The 17030-nt window shown below is 65.7% G+C and carries 18 protein-coding genes; 6 read left to right on the top strand and 12 right to left on the bottom strand.

Annotation, left to right across the window (positions count from 1 at the left end; translation table 11 throughout):
- The first annotated feature begins 248 nt into the window (after positions 1-248).
- Positions 249-650, top strand: coding sequence for a nitroreductase family deazaflavin-dependent oxidoreductase (locus ACZYZ7_RS28760; protein WP_463742300.1), 402 nt, complete (start codon positions 249-251; stop codon positions 648-650).
- Here ACZYZ7_RS28760 and ACZYZ7_RS28755 read toward each other — a convergent pair.
- The 6 genes from ACZYZ7_RS28755 to ACZYZ7_RS28730 all read right to left on the bottom strand — a co-directional run bounded on the left by ACZYZ7_RS28755 (position 647) and on the right by ACZYZ7_RS28730 (position 5071).
- A complete protein-coding gene (locus tag ACZYZ7_RS28755; protein WP_463742299.1) occupies positions 647-1966 on the bottom strand; it encodes a cytochrome P450 in 1320 nt (439 codons plus the stop codon). The two genes, ACZYZ7_RS28760 and ACZYZ7_RS28755, sit on opposite strands and share 4 nt — an antisense overlap.
- A gap of 155 nt (positions 1967-2121) precedes the next feature.
- Positions 2122-3597 (bottom strand): alpha,alpha-trehalose-phosphate synthase (UDP-forming), encoded by a 1476-nt coding sequence (locus tag ACZYZ7_RS28750; RefSeq protein WP_450071182.1) that lies wholly within the window; start codon positions 3595-3597, stop codon positions 2122-2124.
- Positions 3598-3762, bottom strand: coding sequence for a hypothetical protein (locus ACZYZ7_RS28745; protein ID WP_090426445.1), 165 nt, complete (start codon positions 3760-3762; stop codon positions 3598-3600).
- A 45-nt stretch (positions 3763-3807) separates the two neighbouring features.
- On the bottom strand, positions 3808-4197 hold the full coding sequence (locus tag ACZYZ7_RS28740) for an intersectin-EH binding protein Ibp1 (RefSeq protein ID WP_135452355.1): 390 nt from the start codon (positions 4195-4197) through the stop codon (positions 3808-3810).
- A 95-nt stretch (positions 4198-4292) separates the two neighbouring features.
- Entirely contained in the window at positions 4293-4631 is a 339-nt protein-coding gene (locus ACZYZ7_RS28735; RefSeq protein WP_450071180.1) for a hypothetical protein, read from the bottom strand.
- Between the two features lie 56 nt (positions 4632-4687).
- Positions 4688-5071 carry an intersectin-EH binding protein Ibp1 gene (locus tag ACZYZ7_RS28730; protein ID WP_135452357.1) on the bottom strand — a complete coding sequence of 128 codons (384 nt, stop codon included), beginning with the start codon at positions 5069-5071 and terminating at the stop codon, positions 4688-4690.
- A 256-nt stretch (positions 5072-5327) separates the two neighbouring features.
- Here ACZYZ7_RS28730 and ACZYZ7_RS28725 point away from each other — a divergent pair, with 256 nt between their 5' ends.
- Both ACZYZ7_RS28725 and ACZYZ7_RS28720 read left to right on the top strand, forming a co-directional pair.
- Positions 5328-6236, top strand: a complete 909-nt coding sequence (locus tag ACZYZ7_RS28725) for an enoyl-CoA hydratase (RefSeq protein ID WP_135452359.1) — start codon at positions 5328-5330, stop codon at positions 6234-6236.
- Positions 6237-6238: 2 nt separating this feature from the next.
- Positions 6239-7072 carry an SDR family oxidoreductase gene (locus ACZYZ7_RS28720; RefSeq protein ID WP_135452362.1) on the top strand — a complete coding sequence of 278 codons (834 nt, stop codon included), beginning with the start codon at positions 6239-6241 and terminating at the stop codon, positions 7070-7072.
- Between the two features lie 65 nt (positions 7073-7137).
- Here the strand turns inward: ACZYZ7_RS28720 and ACZYZ7_RS28715 are convergent, their stop codons facing one another.
- Both ACZYZ7_RS28715 and ACZYZ7_RS28710 read right to left on the bottom strand, forming a co-directional pair.
- Positions 7138-8025, bottom strand: a complete 888-nt coding sequence (locus tag ACZYZ7_RS28715) for an NAD(P)-dependent oxidoreductase (RefSeq protein ID WP_450071179.1) — start codon at positions 8023-8025, stop codon at positions 7138-7140.
- A gap of 64 nt (positions 8026-8089) precedes the next feature.
- Positions 8090-8569, bottom strand: a complete 480-nt coding sequence (locus tag ACZYZ7_RS28710; protein WP_450071178.1) for a MarR family winged helix-turn-helix transcriptional regulator — start codon at positions 8567-8569, stop codon at positions 8090-8092.
- Between the two features lie 205 nt (positions 8570-8774).
- On the opposite strand from ACZYZ7_RS28710, the gene ACZYZ7_RS28705 reads away from it, so the two are divergent.
- The 3 genes from ACZYZ7_RS28705 to ACZYZ7_RS28695 are packed head-to-tail and all read left to right on the top strand — an operon-like array spanning position 8775 to position 12566.
- Positions 8775-9257, top strand: coding sequence for an MmpS family transport accessory protein (locus ACZYZ7_RS28705; RefSeq protein ID WP_450071177.1), 483 nt, complete (start codon positions 8775-8777; stop codon positions 9255-9257).
- Entirely contained in the window at positions 9236-12106 is a 2871-nt protein-coding gene (locus ACZYZ7_RS28700; protein WP_450071237.1) for an MMPL/RND family transporter, read from the top strand. The genes ACZYZ7_RS28705 and ACZYZ7_RS28700 overlap by 22 nt, the downstream gene beginning before the upstream one ends.
- 1 nt (position 12107) lies before the next feature.
- Complete coding sequence (locus tag ACZYZ7_RS28695) at positions 12108-12566, top strand: hypothetical protein (protein ID WP_450071176.1); 459 nt, start codon at positions 12108-12110, stop codon at positions 12564-12566.
- Here the strand turns inward: ACZYZ7_RS28695 and ACZYZ7_RS28690 are convergent.
- The 4 genes from ACZYZ7_RS28690 to ACZYZ7_RS28675 are packed head-to-tail and all read right to left on the bottom strand — an operon-like array spanning position 12552 to position 17008.
- The gene (locus ACZYZ7_RS28690; protein WP_450071175.1) at positions 12552-13058 is read right to left on the bottom strand and encodes a (2Fe-2S)-binding protein; all 507 of its coding nucleotides are present in this window, start codon (positions 13056-13058) and stop codon (positions 12552-12554) included. The two genes, ACZYZ7_RS28695 and ACZYZ7_RS28690, sit on opposite strands and share 15 nt — an antisense overlap.
- On the bottom strand, positions 13051-13935 hold the full coding sequence (locus tag ACZYZ7_RS28685; protein ID WP_450071174.1) for an FAD binding domain-containing protein: 885 nt from the start codon (positions 13933-13935) through the stop codon (positions 13051-13053). Before ACZYZ7_RS28685 ends, ACZYZ7_RS28690 begins: the two co-directional genes overlap by 8 nt.
- Positions 13932-14636 (bottom strand): SRPBCC family protein, encoded by a 705-nt coding sequence (locus ACZYZ7_RS28680; protein WP_450071173.1) that lies wholly within the window; start codon positions 14634-14636, stop codon positions 13932-13934. Before ACZYZ7_RS28680 ends, ACZYZ7_RS28685 begins: the two co-directional genes overlap by 4 nt.
- A 2-nt stretch (positions 14637-14638) precedes the next feature.
- On the bottom strand, positions 14639-17008 hold the full coding sequence (locus ACZYZ7_RS28675; RefSeq protein WP_450071172.1) for a xanthine dehydrogenase family protein molybdopterin-binding subunit: 2370 nt from the start codon (positions 17006-17008) through the stop codon (positions 14639-14641).
- Positions 17009-17030 lie beyond the last annotated feature (22 nt).

Genomic DNA, 17030 nt, shown 5'->3' with positions numbered 1-17030 from the left:
GACCGAAAATGGGTGAGGTAAGTGTTGAGCCGCGGCCGCGGAGGGCGCTGCCGAGCACGACTTTGATGGGTTTGGTTGGGGGATACATCTATGGCCCCGACCAGGTTTGACAACGGAAGAGGAGAACGCACATTTCAACTCACGACGAATGGACGGAAGCCGATGGTGCTCGCGCGGGCGCGATCGGCATCGTGCGCGACCGCGTCCGGGCAATTGGCCACAGCGAGCGTGCCTGGCCGGTCCGCCGGATGACGGTCGCGTCCGATCGGTTGCTCTACCGACTCACCCGTGGGCGTTGGACCACCACGTCGGTATCGCGCATACCGTCGCTCACCCTGCTCGTCACGAGGAGCAATGGAGACCGGGCTGTGGTGCCCCTGCAGTATGTCTCGATCGACGGCGGTATCTACGTTCTCGGCACGAACTGGGGCCAGCCGAAGCACCCGCTGTGGACCGGTTGGCTGCTACGGAACAGCGAGTGTGCGATCAATGTCAACGGCCGCGAGCGCAACTGCGCCGCAGTGCATATCGAGGACGCCGAGCGCGACGAAATCTGGCAGCGGGTCTTGCATATCTCGCCCTACTACGGGCAGTGCCAGGATCGCGCGCAACGTGAACTGAGGATCTTTCGTCTCGACCCCCGGGACTAGCGTCGGGTGCCGGCGACCTCGACGAAGAACCTCTGCGAGGGGGTGGTCGACGCCAACCGCTTCTTGAGCTGGTAGCCCGGTGTCAGCCGCAGGTCCAGCCGATACAGCAGGCGGGCCAACGAGATCTGCATGAGGGCTTCGGCCAGACCCTTCCCGATGCACATGTGGGGCCCGCGCCCGAACGGTGAGTACGCACCGGCGACACGATGTTCGGCGTTGCGGCCGTGGTACCGGTCCACGTTGAACGTGGTCGGATCGGTGAAGCAGTCGTCGAGGAAATGAGGCACCGAGGTCGCGACGAAAACCTTGTCGCCCTCGCGGATTCGGTGGCCGTTGAACTCGAAGTCCTTGGCCGCCACCCGCACCATCGTCGCGGCGACCGGATGCAGCCGCATCGCCTCCATGATCGCGCCGTTCAGGGTGGGCGTGGTGTCGAACAGTCGCTCATGGGTGATCTCACCGGAGAACAGCTCGTCGACCTCGGAGTGGATGCGCTCCAGGACATCTGGATGTTTGAGAATGAGGTACAACGCGTAGGTCGCGGTGGCGGACGTCGTCTCCACACCGGCGAAGTACGGAAGCACCGCGTTGAAAACCATGTTGTTCCGCTTGACCGGATCGGGATTGTCGGCGTGCGACGACACGATGTCTTCGATGAGGGTCGATTTGGCTCCGCAGCCCTGGAGTCCGGTCGAAGTGCGGGTGTGGTCGATCGCATGTTTGGCGATCTCGACCACCCGGTTACGCGCCGTCAGGAAGTTGCGCCGGCGCAACAGTGTCTTCGGGATCTGTTGCACCGGGGCGATTTTGAGTACCTGGCTGGCGACGAACCCGACGTCGGCCACGTACGCGTCGTTGGGTTGCACTCCCGCCGCGAACACCCCCACCTGCGAGATCGACAGGGCCTGCATCGAGGGTAGGACCCGCACGCGTGACCCTGGTGCCCAGTCCTTGGCGATCGCCTTGTCCACCAGATCCACCGCTTCGGGATAACGGCCCATGATCGCGTCGCGCGAGTAGCCACGCTGGAGCATCCCGCGCAGTTCCTTGTGCTCTTTGCCGTCCACGGTGACCAGCGATTGGCTTGCGTCGAACTGCTCTTCGACGAAACGCCACGAATCACCGACGCTGAGGCACTCCCGGCCCTCGCGACTGCTCATGAACGCCGATGCTTCGACGCCGGCCAGCACCGTGTAGGTCTGATACAGCGTGTTCAGCTGCGACACCGGGCCGTGCTGCTTGTACTTGTCGACCAGGTAATGCGTCGGGTCGAACATCATGCCCAGCGTGTCGCCGATCCGTGGTATCACAGTCATTTTGCGCGCCAGACGGATTCGCTTCGGGGTCACGTAGGATGCCACGCCGACAGCCTACCCAGGGATTCGGAGGCTCGAATACACGAATCCCTCACGCGGACAAGAAAAGCGGTGCCGTGGCGGCGCAATGCCTCACTGCCGCCGTCAGTGTCGCGTTACGAGTTGTTCGTGAGGGTGTGTTCGGCCGTCTTAGCCGTGGCCAACGCGTCGAGGAAGGCGCGTGCCCACCGGTCGACGTCGTGGGCCAGCACCTGCCGGCGCAGCGCGCGCATCCGGCGCTTGCCCTCCTCGGGGCTCTGTTCCAGCGCCGCCTCGATCGCATCCTTGACACCCTCGAGATGGTGCGGATTGGTCAGGTAGGCCTGGCGCAGCTCGGCCGCCGCACCGGTGAACTCGGAGAGCACCAGTGCACCCCCGAGGTCGCTGCGGCACGCCACGTACTCCTTGGCCACCAGGTTCATTCCGTCCCGCAGCGGGGTGACCAGCATGACGTCTGCGGCGACGAAGAACGCGATGAGCTCGTCGCGGGGCACCGGCCGATGTATGTAGTGCACCACGGGGTGCCCGACCTCGCCGTACTCGCCGTTGATGTGCCCGACCTGACGCTCGATGTCCTCGCGCATCACCTTGTAGCTCTCGACGCGTTCTCGGCTGGGGGTGGCCAACTGAACCAGGACGGTGTCGTCGCGTTTCACCCGCTGCTCTTCGAGCAGTTCGGAGAACGCGCGCAGCCGCACGTCGATGCCCTTGGTGTAGTCGAGCCGGTCGACGCCGAGCAGGATCTTGCGCGGGTCGCCGAGCTCGGAGCGGATCTGCCGGGCGCGTTGCCGGATCGACCGGTTGCGGGCCTTGGCGTCCAGATCGGCCGAGTCGATCGAGATGGGGAAGGCCCCGACCGTGATGGTGCGGAAGCCGTAGGAGACCTCACCGAAGCGTGAACGCACGCCGATCGAGGCGCGTGAGGTGTTGGCCCCGACGAGGCGCCGGGCCAGGACGAGGAAGTTCTGTGCACCTCCGGCCAGGTGGAATCCGACCAGATCGGCGCCGAGCAGGCCTTCGACGATCTCCGTGCGCCACGGCATCTGCATGAACAGTTCGACCGGCGGGAACGGGATGTGCAGGAAGAAGCCGATGGTGACGTCGGGACGCAGCATGCGCAGCATCTTGGGGACGAGCTGCAGCTGATAGTCCTGGATCCAGACCGTGGCGCCGGGTGCGGCGGCCCGGGCCGTGGCTTCGGCGAAACGCCGGTTCACGTCGACGTAGCTGTCCCACCACTTGCGGTGGTACACGGGTTTGACGATCAGATCGTGGTACAGCGGCCACAGGGTGGCGTTCGAGAATCCCTCGTAGTAGTCCGCGACGTCCTGCGCGGACAGTTCCACGGGGTAGAGCTGCACGCCCTCTTCAACGAAGGGTTCTTCGCCGCTGTCGGGGATGCCGGCCCAGCCGATCCACGCGCCACGCCGTTTACGCAGCAGCGGTTCCAGTGCGGTCACCAGTCCGCCGGGGCTGCGCTTCCATGTCGTGCTGCCATCCGGCAACCGCTCCATGTCGATGGGCAGCCGATTGGCCACCACGACAAAGTCGGAGTTACCGGAGGCGGCCTTTGGGCCGCCCTCCGGACTCACTTACGCCTCGGTTTTCGAGGGCCCAATGCCGAGCATGGACAGGAACATCCGGCACTCGTCGGCGTCGGTCGCATAGGTCGCCACGACGCGGCGGGCCTGGCTGGCGGTGCTGTCGGCGAGTGGCTCGACGTCGTCGATCTCGGCGGTATCAGTTTTCGCAGGCATGACACAACTGTAGGCGACCGGGAGATCCCCGGTCGCCTCACGCTGTCAGCCGATGGAGCCGTGCACGGTCGGGCTGCTGTCGACGGTGGACTCCGGGACCGGCTGCGGGCCCTCGGACTGCGCTTCCTCGGCCAGGCCGATGCACTCGCCGGAGTTGGCGCCGGTGCAGGGGATGGAGCCGCCGCCGCTGGGCAGGTTCACCGAGGGCAGATCGGGGTTGGCCGCGTTGCTGCTGAACGAGCCGGGGGAGTTCGGCACGGTGTGCGGGACACAGTTGCCGGTGTAGAGGTCCTCCTCCTCGCCCGTCGGGCAGGCCACCGCCGGGCCGGTCGACATGGGTACGGCGAAGGCTGCGATCGCCGGGGCGGTGGCTGCGGCGACCGCAAATCCGCCGGCAAAGATCAGTCGTCGCATCGAGATCGGGAAGGTCGCCATCGTCATTCTTTCTCTAGGTATTCGATTGTTCGTTCGGTGGGATTGTATGGAGGCTGTGAGAGATCTGCATCAGATCTACCAGTTGGCTGGGAGTTCTACGGGCTGGCGCTGATGGTCGACCGGGGAATTGCCCGCGGCCCCTCGGCCTCGTCCTCCTCGGCCAGGCCGATGCACTCACCGGCATTTCCTCCGGTGCAGGGGATGGCTCCGCCTCCGCCGGGGAGGTCCACCGCCGGCAAATCCGGATTGCCGGGGATCGCGCTGAACGGCGACGGTGAATTCGGCACCAGAAAAGGGGTGCACGTGGTCGTGTAGACGTCCTCTTCCTCACCGGACGTGCACGTCGCATGTGCGATCGGCGCGCCCAGCCACAGGGACAGTGCGTAACCGGCGCCGGCGGCAGTCAGCACGACGGGCGCGACAAGAGATTTCACCTCAGCAGTCTAGGACTACTGAGGGTTTACTGTGGGATCTCTGCAGTACGGCTGGGTCAGCCGATGGAGCCGTGCACGGTCGGGCTGCTGCCCACCGTCGACTGCGGAACAGGTTCAGGCCCTTCGGCCTGCTGCTCTTCGGCCAGGCCGATGCATTGGCCGGAGTTGGCGCCGGTGCAGGGGATGGAGCCGCCACCATCGGGCACGTTCACCGACGGCAGGTTCGGGTTGCCTGCGGTCGGGCTGAAGGCGTTCGGAGAGTTCGGCACGATGTCGGGGACGCACATGTTGGTGAAGGTGTCCTCGGTTTCCCCGTTGGGGCACGAGGCCAGTGACTGAGAGGGTGTCGACAGCACCGTCAGGGTGGGGGCCGCGGCCATGGCTGCTGCGATGCCTGCCGCGACGGCGAAGCGACGGATGCTGGATGGGGAGATAGCCATTGTCATGCTTTCTCTTGAGGGCCTTGGAAGATTTGCTGATGATCCGGCCGAAGTGGTCTGGCGACGGTTGTAGATGATGTCGTTGCCTATCGGCATCCTACTCTTTACAAGGGAAAATAGCTGCGTAATTAGCCCGGGTTCGACGGTGCCGGACGTCCCGCTGTGAAGTAGCTGTGATCCCGGTGTGAGCCCGGTTGCGCGATACACGTAGTGTGCAGTCCGTAACGTACTTACTCTGCCTAAGAGGTGGTCCGAAATGGTCAGTGCCGACGACACAGCCCGCCAGGTCGAGTACGAGACACTCGATGACGGACGCATCGCCCGGATCTGGCTGAACCGTCCGGACGCGCAGAACGCCCAGTCCCGGACACTGCTGGTGCAACTCGACGAGGCGTTCGGCCGGGCCGAGGCCGATGACGCGGTCCGCGTGGTGATCCTGGGTGCGCGTGGCAAGAACTTCTCGGCGGGCCATGACCTCGGTTCCGAAGAAGCGTTGGCCGAGCGTCAGCCGGGACCGACCCAACACCCGACGTTCCGCTCCCACGGTGCCACCGCGGCCGGCGTCACCGAGCGAACCTATCTGCAGGAGTGGCACTTCTACTTCGAGAACACCCGGCGGTGGCGTGATCTGCGCAAGATCACCATCGCCCAGGTGCAGGGCAACGCGATCTCGGCGGCCCTGATGCTGATCTGGGCCTGCGACCTGATCGTGGCCGCCGATGACGCCAAGTTCAGCGACGTCGTCGGGGTGCGGATGGGGATGCCGGGCGTCGAGTACTACGCCCACCCGTGGGAGTTCGGGGCCCGCAAGGCCAAAGAGCTACTGCTGACCGGTGATTCGATCGATGCCGATGAGGCCTACCGGTTGGGCATGGTGTCCAAGGTTTTCGCGCGCGACGAACTCGAAGACAAGACACTGGAATTCGCGCGGCGCATCGCCGAACGGCCGACGATGGCAGCGTTGCTGATCAAGGATTCCGTCAACGCGGCCAGCGACGCGATGGGCTTCACCGAAGCGCTGCGCCATGCCTTCCACATTCACGAACTCGGGCACGCGCACTGGGCGTCGGCCAACGAGAACCGCTGGCCGGTGGGCATGCCGCCCGATGTTCCCGACTGGCGGACGTTGGGGGCTCCCAAGCCCGCTCGGCGTGATACACCATGACCATGCACATTTCGTTAGAGGATCGAACTTATCTTGTCACCGGTGGTGGTAGCGGCATCGGCAAGGGCGCCGCGGCTGCCATCGTCGCCGCCGGCGGTAATGCCCTGCTGATCGGGCGCAATGCCGACAAGCTGAGCGCGGCCGCTGAGGAGCTCGGTGCCCAGGGACCCGGATCGGTGCGCTACGAACCTGCCGACGTCACCGACGAGGACGAGGTCCGCCGCGCGGTCGACGCGGCCACCGCCTGGAACGGCCAGCTGCACGGTGTGGTGCACAGTGCCGGTGGGTCGCTGACCATCGGTCCGATCACCCAGATCGACTCCGAACTGTGGCGCCAGACGGTCGATTTGAATGTCAACGGAACGATGTACCTGATCAAGCACGCCGGCCGGGAGATGGTCCGCGCCGGCGGCGGTTCGTTCGTCGGCATCTCGTCGATCGCCTCGACCAACACCCACCGGTGGTTCGGTGCGTACGGCGTGAGCAAGGCGGCGTTCGATCATCTGCTCAAGCTGGCCGCCGACGAGCTCGGGCCGTCCTCGGTGCGGTTCAACAGCATCCGGCCCGGCTTGACCCGCACCGAGATGGTCGGCCCGGTCTTCGAGCTCCCGGAAGCTCGCGACGACTACAAGGCCTGCACGCCGATGCCGCGGTTCGGTGAGGTCGAGGACATCGCCAACCTGGCGGTGTTCCTGCTCAGTGACGCCGCGGGCTGGATCACCGGTCAGTCCATCGGCGTCGACGGTGGGCACAGCCTGCGCCGTGGTCCCGACATCTCGGGAATGCTGGAGCCGCTGTACGGCGTCGACGGCCTGCGTGGCGTCGTCGCCGAGTAACTCAGGACGGACATTGTGCCGGGGATTGCGGTCGGTACTGGCCGCAATCCCCGGCATTGTCATATCTAGGCCGGGTGCGCTGAGCCGGCCTCCCACGCGCTGAGTGCGCCAACCGCGGACCAGTCGAGATCTCCGCCGCCGGTCGCCAGCAGGGTCAGGAACCGGTCCCGCAGTAGGCTGGCGACGGGAAGCGGTACCTGTAGGTCCTCACCCGCACTCAGTGCCAGCTTCACGTCCTTGAGGCCGAGCGTGGCGGCGAATCCGGCCGGGGTGAATTCCTCACGGGCCAGCAAACCCCCGTAGGTGCGGTACACCGGAGCGTCGAACAGCGTCGAGGTCAGCAGCTCCACGTACTGCTGTCGGTCCACTCCGGCCTTGCCCACGAGTGCCATTGCCTCACCGAGGGATTCGATCACCGAGGCGATCAGGAAATTGCCGCTGATCTTGACGAGGTTCGCGGCTTGAGGGTCCTCGCCGAGGACGAATGTGCGCTGCCCGATGGCATCGAAAATCGGCGACACCTTCTCGACTGTGGCCGGGGCGCCTGCCGCAACGACGAACAACTTGGCCGCCGCGGCGGCCTCGGGCCTGCCGAACACCGGGGCGGCGACGAAACCCTGGCCCGCCGCGGCATGGGCTTCGGTGAGGCGCTCGGCCAGGGCGGTGCTGACAGTCGACGACGAGACATGGACGGCGCCTTCGGACAGCGAGGCGAGGATGCCGTCGTCGCCGAATGTCACCGCCTGCACCGCGTCGTCGTTGGCCAACATGGTGACGACGACGTCGCCCTGACAGGCGTCGGCCACCGAGGCGGCCGGTTGTGCCCCCTGGGCGGCCAGTGCGGTCACCTTGTCGGGGGAGCGGTTGTACGCGGTGACCTCGTGACCGGCTTTGAGCAGGTTGGCGGCCATGGCCGCACCCATGTTGCCCAGGCCGATGAATCCGATCTTCATGACTCCACTCTTACCGGGTTGGTTCGAACTATGGCGGAAGTCGAAGTTCTCGGCGGCCGTCCGATCAGGCAACGCCCTCGGATTCGGCATCTGCCGGAGTATCGGCGATCTCGCGCATCTGGTCGACCAGTCGCGCCGCGACCTGTGCGGCGAGCCACAGGGTCACCTGGTCGTCATCCGACAGTCCGGCGAGGAGCGTGGCGATGCGCTGCTTGCGGATGTCGGCGCGCTCTTCCCACAACTGCCGGCCGCCTTCTCCGACCTTGACCAGGCATGCCCGTCCGTCGTCGGGATCGTCGCACCGCTCCACCAGCCCCTGCTGTTCCAGTCGCTGAACAAGCTGCGTCATGCCCGATTGGCTCGCACCTTCCGCCTCGGCCAGTGCGGTGACCCTCATGGGCCCCTCGCGGTTGAGGCGCACCAGAACGAGTGTTGCGCTCGCACTCAGGCCTTTGCGGTCAGCGAGATGTCGCCACATCAGATCAGCGCTCGAGACGAGCATGGCCGAGATCGCTTCCACTCTGCTGCTCGGCGTATCGCTCACGAGGTATTTATATCACTTGCAGGAAGTAATGCGCCGGAAACTGAGGGGCGTGGGCTTGGGCTGATGTGGCGTGGGTTCACGCGCTAACGGTTGACCATTATTGCTAATTCGCGGCGCACAGCGAAGTCGCAGACTCGCCGTACGCTGCGGATTGGTGGTCATAGGGGTTGATAGATAGTTCCTATATGCGATATATCTAGCCGTCATGATCGTTGACCAGCCGGCGAATGAGCGTGGCGACCGAGCGACCCGACGGCCACTCGACGGAACCTTCCTGCAGAAGGGCTGGCTCCCCTTGGTCACCGTCATCGCGGTCGGTATCGGATCGGTCGCCGTGTGGAAGGTGCATCAGATGTCGGAGCCGGGGCCCGTCCCGTCGGTCCTGACCGCTCAGGCACCCGAGCAGTTCACCCCGAAGCGGCTCACCTATGAGTTGTTCGGGACCGTCGGCAACGGTGGGATGTTGAGCTACATCGACATCAACGGCCACCCGCACAAGGTCGACATCACCGAGCTGCCGTGGACGCACACGGAGACGACGACACTCACCGTCGTGTCGGGCAGCATCTCGGCGCAGGTCGACGGCGGCAACGTGGGCTGCCGGATGCTCGTGAACGACGTTGTGCGCGATGAACAATCGTCGACCCATGCGGATGCGGACGTCACCTGCCGGGTGAAGTCCGCATGAGCGCACACCGGGCGAAGGGGCAGGCCGTCGCCCGTGCCGTACGCGTGTTGGCGGTGCCGATCATCGTCTTCTGGGCCCTCCTCGCCGTCAGCACCAACACGTTCATCCCGCAGGTGGAACGCGTTGCCGAACAACTCGCAGGCTCGATGATCCCGAGTTACGCACCGTCACAGGTCGCGATGCTGCGCATCGGCGAGAAGTTTCAGGAGTCCACCTCCACCAGCCTGACGATGCTGGTGCTGGAAGCCGACCGGCCGCTCGACGACGGCGATCACCGGTACTACGACGACCTGATGAGCCGGCTCAAGCAGGATCCGGAGCACGTGCAGTACGTCATGGACCTGTGGGGCAAGCCGATCACCGCGGCCGGCGCCCAAAGCGTCGACGGTAAGGCGACATTCGTCCTGCTGCGACTCGCCGGCAACATCGGCCAGCTCCAGGCGAACGAGTCGGTGAACGCCGTCCGCGACCTCATCGCCAACGACACTCCGCCACCCGGGCTGAAGGTCTACGTCAGCGGGGCCGCACCACTGGCCGCCGACACACTGACGATCGCCAACTCCAGCCTCAACGACATCACCATCCTGACGATCATCCTGATCGTGATCATGCTCCTGGTGGTCTACCGCTCGGTCTCCACCCTGCTGGTACCGCTCGTCAGCGTCCTGATCGAGATGCTCGTCGCCAAGGGCGTCATCGCCACCCTCGGGCACTTCGGCCTCATCCCGTTGTCGTCGTTCGCGGTGAACATCGTCGTGGCGCTGACCCTGGGCGCCGGAACCGATTACGGCATCTTTCTGCTGGGCCGCTATCAGGAGGCCAGGCAGGCCGGCGAAAGCCGGGAAGGCGCGTTCTACACCGCCTATCGCAGCGTCGCCCCGATCATCATCGGCTCCGGGCTGACCATCGCCGGCGCCTGCTACTGCCTGAGCCTGGCGCGTCTCGACTACTTCCACACCATGGGCCCGGCCGTCGCCATCAGCATGCTGTTCACCATCGCCGCCGCCCTGACGCTCGCACCGGCGATACTCACCCTCGGCAGCATGTTCGGCCTGTTCGATCCGAAACGGGCGGCCAAGGGACACCTGTACCGACGGATCGCGACGAGTGTGGTGCGGTGGCCCAAACCCGTCTTCGTCGCCAGTTGCGCGGTCGTGATGATCGGGGCGGTGTTCGTTCCCACCTACCGGGTCAGCTACGACGACCGCTCGTACCAACCTGCCGATGGCTCAGCCAATCTCGGTTTCGAGGCGTCGGACCGGCACTTCTCGCAGAGCAAGCTGTTCAGCGAGATGCTGATGATCGAGAGCGATCACGACATGCGTAACTCGGCGGACTTCATCTCGCTGGACCGGGTCGCGAAGAGCCTCATCCGCCTGCCCGGTGTGGCCATGGTGCAGAGCATCACCCGTCCCTTGGGCCGGCCGTTGGAGCACGCGACGATCCCGTACCTGTTCACCACGCAGGGCAGCGGAAGCGGTCAGCAACTGCCGTTCAACGAGCAACAGAACGAGAACACCGACAAGCAGGCCGAGATCCAGGCGCGTTCGGTCGAGGTGCTGCAGCAGGTGATCGGGCTGACCCAGAAGATGTCCGACGAACTCCACTCGACGGTGCTCACGTTGGAGAACCTCAAACAGGTCACCGATGACATGAACGCCGGCATCTCCAACCTCGACGACTTCCTGAGGCCGCTGAAGAGCTACTTCTACTGGGAGCCGCATTGTTTCGACATCCCGGTGTGCTGGGCAATGCGATCGCTGTTCGACTCGCTGGACGGCATCGACAGCCTCGATGCGCAGATCACCAACGCCGTCACGTCGTTCGAGGCCATCGACCAGCTGCTGCCGCAGATGATCTCGCAGTTGGAACGCATGCTGGGCGACACCCGGTCCCTGCTCGGCGTGATCACCAACAACTACGGACCTGCGCACCTGCAGTCCACGCAGACCGATCAGACGTTCTCCGATCTGATCAACGTGGGCAACGACTTCGACCAATCCCGAAGTGACGACTTCTTCTACATCCCCAGAGAGGCGTTCGACAACGAGGACGTCAAGACGGGTATGCAGCTGATGATGTCGCCGGACGGCAAGGCCGCCAGGTTCATCGTCACCCATGAGGGCAACGCCATGGGCCCGGAGGGAATCGACCACGTCGAACAGTTCCCGGACGCGATCAAGGCGGCACTCAAGGAAACCTCACTGGCCGGCGCCAAGATCTACATCGGCGGCGCGGGGTCGAACAACAAGGACATCAAGGCCTACGCCGCGTCCGATCTGCTCATCGTGGCGATCGCCGCGATCGTGCTGATCTTCTTGATCATGCTCTATCTGACCCGAAGTCTGGTGGCGGCCTTCGTCATTCCCGGCACGGTGGCGTTCTCGTATGCCGGAGCGTTCGGGCTGTCAATCCTGGTGTGGCAGCACCTGATCGGCCTGCACCTGCACTGGCTGGTGCTGCCGCTGACCTTCATCATCCTGGTCGCGGTCGGCTCGGACTACAACCTGCTGTTGATCTCCCGGGTCAAGGAGGAGACCGGCGCCGGATTGAACACCGGGCTGATCCGGGCGCTCGGCAGCACGGGTGGAGTGGTGACCTCCGCGGGTCTGGTGTTCGCGTTCACGATGCTGGCGATGCTGATCAGTGATCTGCGCACCATCGGTCAGGTGGGATCGACGGTCTGCATCGGCCTGCTGCTCGACACCCTGATCGTCCGGTCGTTCATCGTGCCGTGCCTGCTACGAATGCTCGGACCGTGGTTCTGGTGGCCGACCTTCATCCGACAGCGACCACTACGGCAGCGCTCGCCACAGCCGGGTCCGCTGCGGCAGGAAGCAGAGGTGTGACATGACGACCTCCACTCTCTTCGGCCTGTTGTCGATCGTCTTCTTCTCATTGATCTGGGTGTTCGCGATCATCGCGTTCGTGTTCACGAGGCGGTCGATGAGCAAGCCTCACGTCACGTCGAAGCTCGACATCGGCGTCCTGCAGGCGACTTTGCGCAAGGTGCGTAAACGGGAGGCGCTCTCGGACGACGAGCTGACCTTGGCGCGTGAGGTGCTCTCCGTCCGTGGCAGCGTCCTGGCGTTCGCCGTTCCGGCCACCCTGTTCTGTATCGGATGCTTCTACGTCTTCGGCAGCCTCGAGCAACTCCACGGGCATACCCCGTCGGAACGCACGTTCCTCGGCGTCTTTCCGATGCTGACCTCCACCAACATGGCCGTCCAGATACTCAGGAGCGTGCGACTGAAACGGCGGCTGCCGAGACCCGGGCCCGGCGCATCGCGAAAGTCATTGCTGAGCTAGAGGCTTGAGCTCGGCGTCGTTGTCGGCGTGTTCGCAGACCCGGTGCACCGCGTTGACGATGCCCTGGTAGCCAGTGCAGCGGCAGAAGTTGCCCGAAAGCCCCGCGCGGATCTCCTCGTCGCTGGGATTCGGGTTGTCGCGCAGCATCGCGGTGATCGACGTGACGAATCCCGGTGTGCAGAAGCCACATTGCAGGCCATGGCACTCCTTGAGCGCGGCCTGTACCGGGGACAGCTGCCCGTCCGGGCCGGCGATGCCCTCGACCGTGGTCACTTCCTGGCCGTCCACCTGAACCGCGAACACCAGACATGACCGGACCGCCTGCCCGTCCAGCAGGACCGTGCAGGCGCCGCAGGCGCCGTGCTCGCAGCCGAGGTGGGTACCGGTGAGACCGCAGTTGTCCCGGAGGAAATCGGCCAGCGTGACGCGCGGCTCGACCACACCCTGGTAGTCGCGCCCGTTGACCGAAACCGCAACCGGCAGTTCATGCATTGAGGGCCTCCTCGGCGTGCGTGGTTGCCTGGGTCCAGGCTCTGGAAACCATGGCGGCCCCGACCCGGGCCCGGTACGACGCCGTGCCCTGCAGATCGGAAGGAATGTCGGTGAGCTCGGACATCGCGAGCCGGCCGATCTCGTCGGCGGTGAGGCCGCCGATCGGGGTCCCGATGACCGCCGACTCGGCCGGGGTGGCTCGCAGCGGGGTAGAGCCGAGTCCGAGCAGGCCGATACCGCAGCGCGTGATCCGGTCGTCCTCATCGAGCTCGAATCCGACCACAGCGCCGGCGATCGCGAAATCGCCGTGGCGTCGGGCGAATTCGGCGATCCCGAAGCCACTGCGGCCCGATGCGACCGGGAAGCGTACTGCGGTCAGGATCTCGTCGGAGTCCAGCGCGGTCTCCCACAGGCCGGTGAAGAACTCAGCGGCCGGGATCTGACGGGTGCCACGCGCCGAGGTGGCCTCGATCGTCGCATCGAGCGCCAGGGCGACGGCCGCATACTCGGCCGCCGGATCGGCGTGCGCGATCGCGCCGCCGAGCGTGCCACGGCTCCGGATCTGGAAATGACCGATGTGCGGCGTGGCCAGGGTCAGCAGCGGTACCGAATCGGCGATCTCGTCGTCCAGCCCCACCATGGCGTGCGGTGTTGCCGCACCGATCCGAACCTCGTTGCCCTGCAGGGTGATGTCGTTCAGCTCGGGCAGCCGCGAGATGTCGATCAGGTTGTCGAAGTGCGTCAGGCGCATCGCCAGCATCGGCACCAGGCTCTGGCCGCCGGCCAGGACCTTGGCGTCTTCGCCGTACTCGCCGAGCATGGCCACCGCCTCGGTGACCGTGGTGGGCCGGTGGTATGCGAAAGGGGCGGGCTTCATGACACCAACCGCAGCAGCGCGGCGTGCAGATCCTCGGTGGTCAGCCCGCTGCTCTTACGCTTGTTGCGACCCGCTCGGCCGAACAGGAAGCCGAGCACACCTGCGGCCGCGACCGCGCCGATGGCCGGCGCGAACCGCTTGGCCATCGGCACCGCCATCACCTTGGCCAAGGCGAGTGCGTTGATCGGCGCAGCTTCATGTGGTGCCTGCTCGGGTGACCCTGCGGTGGAACCGGTTTCGGCCGCCGAGGCCGTCCCGCCGAGGAGTTCGGCCTCCAGGCTGCGGGCGAACTGGTCGATCAGGCTGCCCGCCACGTCCGCCAGCACGCCGCGGCCGAACTGGGCGGCCTTGCCCGAGATGGCCAGATCGGTGGTGACGACCACGAGCGTGGAATCGGCGCCCTCGTCTTTGAGTTGGGCGGTCACGACGGCCGACGCGGTGCCGTTGCCGCGGGTCTCCTTGCCGTTGGCCTTGAGGACCACCCGCTGCGCGGCCACGTCCTTTTCCTGGAACGTCGCATCGCCCTTGTAGGACACCGTGATCGGGCCGACCTTCACCTTGACCGCGCCGGTGAAATCGTCGCCGTCGACGCTCAGTAGGGTGGCGCCGGGCAGGCAGGGCGCCACGCGCTCGACGTCGGTGAGCACCTCCCAGGTTTTCGCCGCAGGTACCGCGACCCGGAATTCGTTGTTGAGCTCCACGATCAGTGATCCCTTCCTTGGTTCTCCTGCGAGCGGGGTTCCTGCGCCTGCTCGATGGCTTCGACGATGGCCGACGGGGTGGCGGGCAGGGTGGTCAGGGTGACGCCGAGCGGGGCCAACGCGTCGTTCACCGCGTTGATCACCGCGGGCGTCGAGCCGATGGCACCGCCCTCGCCCGCACCTTTGTAGCCGCCGACGCCGGGGCCGGGGATCTCGACGTGGCCGTACTCGATCGTCGGGACCTCGGTGGCGGTGGGTAGCAGATAGTCCACGAATGTTGAGGACAGCGGGTTTCCGGCGTCGTCGTAGGAGAGCTTCTCCAGCAGCGCGCCGCCGATGCCCTGGGCGGTGCCGCCGGCGATCTGGCCTTCGACCACGTTGGGGTTGATCATCGGGCCGACATCCTCGCTGACGATGTAGCGCGTGAGGGTGACGTGCCCGGTGACCACGTCGACCTCACACGTACAGGCGTGGGTGGCATTGGCCCAGTGGATCGGGGCGGTCGGCGGTGCGGTGTAGCGGGCGGTGGCCTCCAATGACGCTGACATGCCCGGCGGCAGCATCTGCGGCTCGTAGTGGGCGCGGAAGGCCAGATCGGCGAAGCTGACACTCTTTTCGGGATTGTTGCGCGCAATCGCCTTCGACCCGCCGAGTTCGATCTCGGATTCCTCGACGCCCAGGCGTGCGGCGGCCATCGCGACCAGTTGGTTGCGCAGGATGGTGCCGGCCTCGTTGACCGCGCCCGCGGTCATCGGGGCGCTGCGGCTGCCCTGGGTGCCTGCACCGTAGGGGGTCACCGCGGTATCGCCCTGGATGGTGGCGACGTCGTCGATGTCGGCGCCCAGAGCGTCGGCGGTGAGCTGGATGACGGTGGTTTCCAAGCTGTTTCCGGTGGATCCGCCGTTGACGTACACGTTGATCTTGCCGGTCGGCTCCATCCGGATCGTGCATCCCTCGCTGGCCAGGTGCCCCGTGGCCGCACCAGTCGGCTCGATGTAGGCCGAGAAGCCCAGCCCGAGGTAGCGGCCCTGGGCCAGCGCCTCGGCCTGCTCCTTTCGGAAGCCCTCGTGGTCGAGGATCTTGACGGCCTGCTCGAAGGTCTCGATCGGGGCGACGTGGTCATAGGGCATGCCGTTGGGGTTGAAGTACGGCATCTCGTCGCGGCGCAGGAGATTCTTGCGCCGCAGGTCGACGGGATCCATGCCCATCTTGCGGGCGGCGATGTCGAGAAGTATTTCGCGGGTGAGGGTTTCGTACTGCCACGGCCCGCGGTAGGCGTGCAGGCCCGCGGTGTTGGAGAACACCGTCTTGTAGCTGAAGCTGGCCTTGGGCACCCGGTACGGGCCGGGGAAGAACATGCCGATGGCCGCGGTGGTCAGCACGGGGTACGGGGTCGGGTACGAGCCGACGTCCTGAATGAAGTCGATGTCGGCCGCCAGGATGGTGCCGTCGTCATCGAAAGCCATGCGCACGTCGCCGTCGACGTGGCGGGACTGACCGGCCGACATCAGGTTCTCGCGGCGGTCCTCGATCCACTTGAGCGCCGTGGGAACTTTGCGGGCGGCCAGCATGATGCACATGTCCTCGCGCATCGGGACGACCTTCTGGCCGAATCCGCCGCCGGTGTCGCGCATGATGACTCGCACATGTTGGGCCGGGATGCCGAGCAGCCGGGCCGCGAAGGCTCGCAGTTCGTGCGGGGTCTGAGTGGAGGCCCAGATGGTCAGCTCGCCGGAGGTCGCCGACCATTCGGTGACCATGCCGCGCGTCTCGATCGGCACCGGCACGTGCATCTGCTGGTAGACGTGCTCTTTCACCACATGCGCGGCGGAGCCGAAGACCTCTTCGTCGGGCGGCATGCCGGCCAAGCCGCCGGCGTTGTTGTCGGGGAAAGCCTCGTGAACGGACACCTCGGAGGTGAGGGCCTGCCGGAAGTCGGCGATCGCGGGCAGTGGCTCGTAGTCGACGTCGACCAGATCGACCGCGTCCTCGGCGATGTAGCGGTTCTCGGCGATGACGAGCGCCACCGGATCCCCGACGAACTTGACCTCGCCCTCGGCCAGGGGTGGCCGTGGGGTGTCGGCGACATCCTTGCCCGCGACGGCATGCCAGGCCTCTTTGACCTCAGGGTTCAGGTCGGCGGCGGTGAGCACCGCATGTACGCCGGGCAGCGCCAGGGCTGCGGCGGCATCGATGACGGTGAACTTCGCATGCGCGTAGGGGCTGCGGACGAAGCAGGCGTGCAACATGCCGGGCCGTGTGATGTCGTCGACGTACGTACCGCGTCCGGTGAGCAGGCGGGTGTCTTCGACCCGCTCGACCCGTCTGCCGGCATAGCGGGTTGCGACGGTCTCCGGTACGGCTGACGCCATAGGATCGCTCCAATCCGTCGGT

The organism is Mycobacterium sp. IDUB_17 (genome assembly GCF_055419465.1).
Note: the sequence above shows the minus strand (reverse complement) of the source record. Positions and strands in the feature narration are given on the sequence as shown.